Here is a 2,636-nt window from a genome sequence, read left to right as displayed (position 1 = left end):
CCCCTGCGCTGACTGGTTTCATGGCCCGTCGCCCAAACTCCCGCCACTCACTTCGTTCGTTGTGGTCAAACAGTGGGCGACAGTCAGTTCACGATCGCGCTTCGCGCGGGGCCATGAAACCAGCCAGCTCCGGCGCCCCCTCCTGATTGGCGCACCACAGCCTCCCCGCACCCGCCTTCTGCCACCGCCCTGCCTTTGGGGAGGTGACAAGCGAACAAGTGGGGGTTGAGTCCGGGTTGCACCCGGGCGCGTCATGCATCAGCCCGGACGCGCGCTGCCTACTCCGCGAGCAGACCTGGTCGGCAATGCAATGGATGTCAGCACGACGCATGCATGCAACGCCGCGATCAGTCCTCCCAGGCGCTCGTACTTGACCACCTCGCGTTCACCGTCGACGGGCAGAACAAAACCGTTCAACAGCCACACTGTCGGCAAGGGATCAGCGTTGAAGAGGTGTCGCAAGGGGGGCACTTCCGTTTGGTCGTCAGGTCTGCCGCAGGAACTGCGCCAGCAGCTTTTCCATCGTCGTCATCGTCTCGCGCTCGTGCAGCCACTGCGTGGGCGCGAGGTTCACCGCGCGCACGATCTGGTCGTTCGTGCCGACGTCGATCACGTTGATGCAGGCCGGCGCCTGTTCGAGCCGGCCGAAGAAGGCCCGTTCGCCGGCCAGCACGCGCGACAGCAGCGCGCGGTTCACGCCACCGTGCATCACCATCAGCAGGCACTGCCAGTCGGCGCGCGCGAGCAGCGCATCGAAGGCCGGCAGTACGCGGTCGAGCAGTTCGCCGACCGATTCGCCGCCGAGGAAGCGCTGCGATTGCACGTTCGGGCCGGTGCGGAAGGCGCCGAGGAAGGCGGCTTCGATCTCGTGCTTCGGGATGTCGGCCAGCCGGCCGGGGCGGATCTCCTCGAGCGCTGATTCGTGCAACACCTGCAGCTCGGGCTGCGCACCGGCGGCCAGCACGCGCGCAGCCGTCTCGACGGTGCGTGGCAATCCACTGACCAGCACGCTGTCGAAGCGCACGCCGCATTGCGCGAACAGCCGACCGGCTGCATCGGCCTGGTCGCGGCCGACGGCGTTCAGCGGCACGGTATCGGGTGGCACGGCGCTGCCATCCTCACGGAAGTAGTCGACCGACCCATGCCGCATCAGATAGATGCGCCTGCGCTTCGGTGTCGCGCGGCTCATGCCGCCCCCGCGCTATTCGAAGCGCGGCTCGCGCTTGTCCAGGAAGGCCTGCAGGCCTTCGCCGCCGTTGCGATGAAAGAAGTTCTCAAGGAAGTGATCCCGCTCCGTTGCCATCTGCTGCGAGAGGCTGTGCCCGGGCCACGCATTGACCAGCTCCTTCACGCTGGACACCGCGTTCGGCGCCAGCCGGGACAGCCGCTCGGCCACCGCCAGAGCTTGGTTCAGCGCCTGCCCGCTGTCTGTCACCCAATTGACAAGGCCCAGTGCCTGCAGCTGCGCCGCGCCCATCGGCTCGGCCAGCCACAGCATCTGCAGCACCACGGCCCGCGGCAGGCGCTGCATCAGCTGCCAGCTCGAGCCTCCGTCCGGCGACAGCCCGATGCGGCCGTACGACATCACGAAGCGCGCGTTCTCGGCCGCGACGATCAGGTCGCAGGCCAGCGCCAGCGAGAAGCCGCCCCCCGCCGCCGCGCCCTCGACCGCCGCGATCACCGGTTTCGGGAACACGCGCAGCACCTCGACGAACTCGTGGAAGCGCTCCAGCATCCCTGCCTGCACCTCGCGCGGGGCCTCGCGGCTGGCGAGCAGCCGTTGCAGGTTGCCGCCGGCGCAGAAATGCTCGCCGTCGCCGCGCAGCACGACGCAGTGCACGTCGGGGTCGGACTCGGCCACGCCCAGCGATTCGATGCCGGCGGTGAAGACCTGCTCGGACAGCGTGTTGCGGGAAGCGGGGTCGCTGATCGTCAGCACCAGGGTGCCGTCGCGTCGTTCGGCACGCAATTCAGAGGGCATGGCCACACCATTCGTCAGACAGCGCCAAGCGCATGGCGCGCGATCATGCCCGTTATTGCGGAGATCGCCGCAGGAAGGTTCATGCTAGAGTCAAAAAATCAATCAACTGCTCATTCGAATGCAGAGATTCCCGAACTTGCTCGCAGTCAGCCTCGCTTTGGGCCTCCTGCCCACGGGACAAGCGACTGCGATGGGGTTCGGCAACACGCTGGGTGCCACCACCCTCGGCCACCCGCTCAACTTCGCCGTGATGCTGCGGCTCGAGCCCGACGAGCGCATCGAGGCCTCGTGCGTCAAGGCCGACGTGTCGATCGGCGATCACGCGCTGTCTTCGCTGTCGGTGCGCGTGCGCATCGAGGGCCAGCCCGGCAGCAATGAACGCCGGCTGCGCATCACCACCACCGTGCCGGTCGAGGAACCGGTGGTCGGCATCGCGCTGAACGTCGGCTGTCCGACACGGCTGTCGCGCAACTACGTGGTGTTCGCCGACCCGCCGTCGGCCACCGTCGTGACACCGGCCAACGCGCTGCCCGATATCTCCGACCAACCCGACACCTCGGCCTCGCCGCTGGCCAGCGTGATCGCGCCGCAGGGCGAGCCGGCGGTGCGCCCGACGCTGCCGCGCGTCGCCTCGGGCGCTCCGGCGGCGCAGCGC

General features: G+C 68.1%; 3 protein-coding genes. 1 reads left to right on the top strand and 2 read right to left on the bottom strand.

What is annotated here, in order from left to right; translation table 11 throughout:
* Nucleotides 1-484: 484 nt before the first annotated feature.
* Together AC1D1T_RS31615 and AC1D1T_RS31610 are read right to left on the bottom strand one after the other, a co-directional pair.
* Nucleotides 485-1,189, bottom strand: coding sequence for a histidine phosphatase family protein (locus AC1D1T_RS31615; RefSeq protein ID WP_477993320.1), 705 nt, complete (start codon nt 1,187-1,189; stop codon nt 485-487).
* Between the two features lie 12 nt (nt 1,190-1,201).
* On the bottom strand, nt 1,202-1,981 hold the full coding sequence (locus tag AC1D1T_RS31610) for an oxepin-CoA hydrolase, alternative type (protein WP_047507937.1): 780 nt from the start codon (nt 1,979-1,981) through the stop codon (nt 1,202-1,204).
* A gap of 190 nt (nt 1,982-2,171) precedes the next feature.
* Here AC1D1T_RS31610 and AC1D1T_RS31605 point away from each other — a divergent pair.
* Nucleotides 2,172-2,636, top strand: a 465-nt coding sequence (locus AC1D1T_RS31605; RefSeq protein ID WP_477993319.1) for a type IV pilus assembly protein FimV, incomplete at its 3' end; no start/stop codon positions are given.

The sequence above is a fragment of the Rhizobacter sp. P2_H3 genome, assembly GCF_056403355.1.
This window is presented reverse-complemented; position numbering and strand designations above follow the sequence as displayed.

Excerpts from the sequence above, each read along its gene's own strand:
- AC1D1T_RS31610 (WP_047507937.1), bottom strand. The coding sequence starts at position 1,981 with ATGCCCTCTGAATTGCGTGCCGAACGACGCGACGGCACCCTGGTGCTG.
- AC1D1T_RS31615 (WP_477993320.1), bottom strand. The coding sequence starts at position 1,189 with ATGAGCCGCGCGACACCGAAGCGCAGGCGCATCTATCTGATGCGGCAT.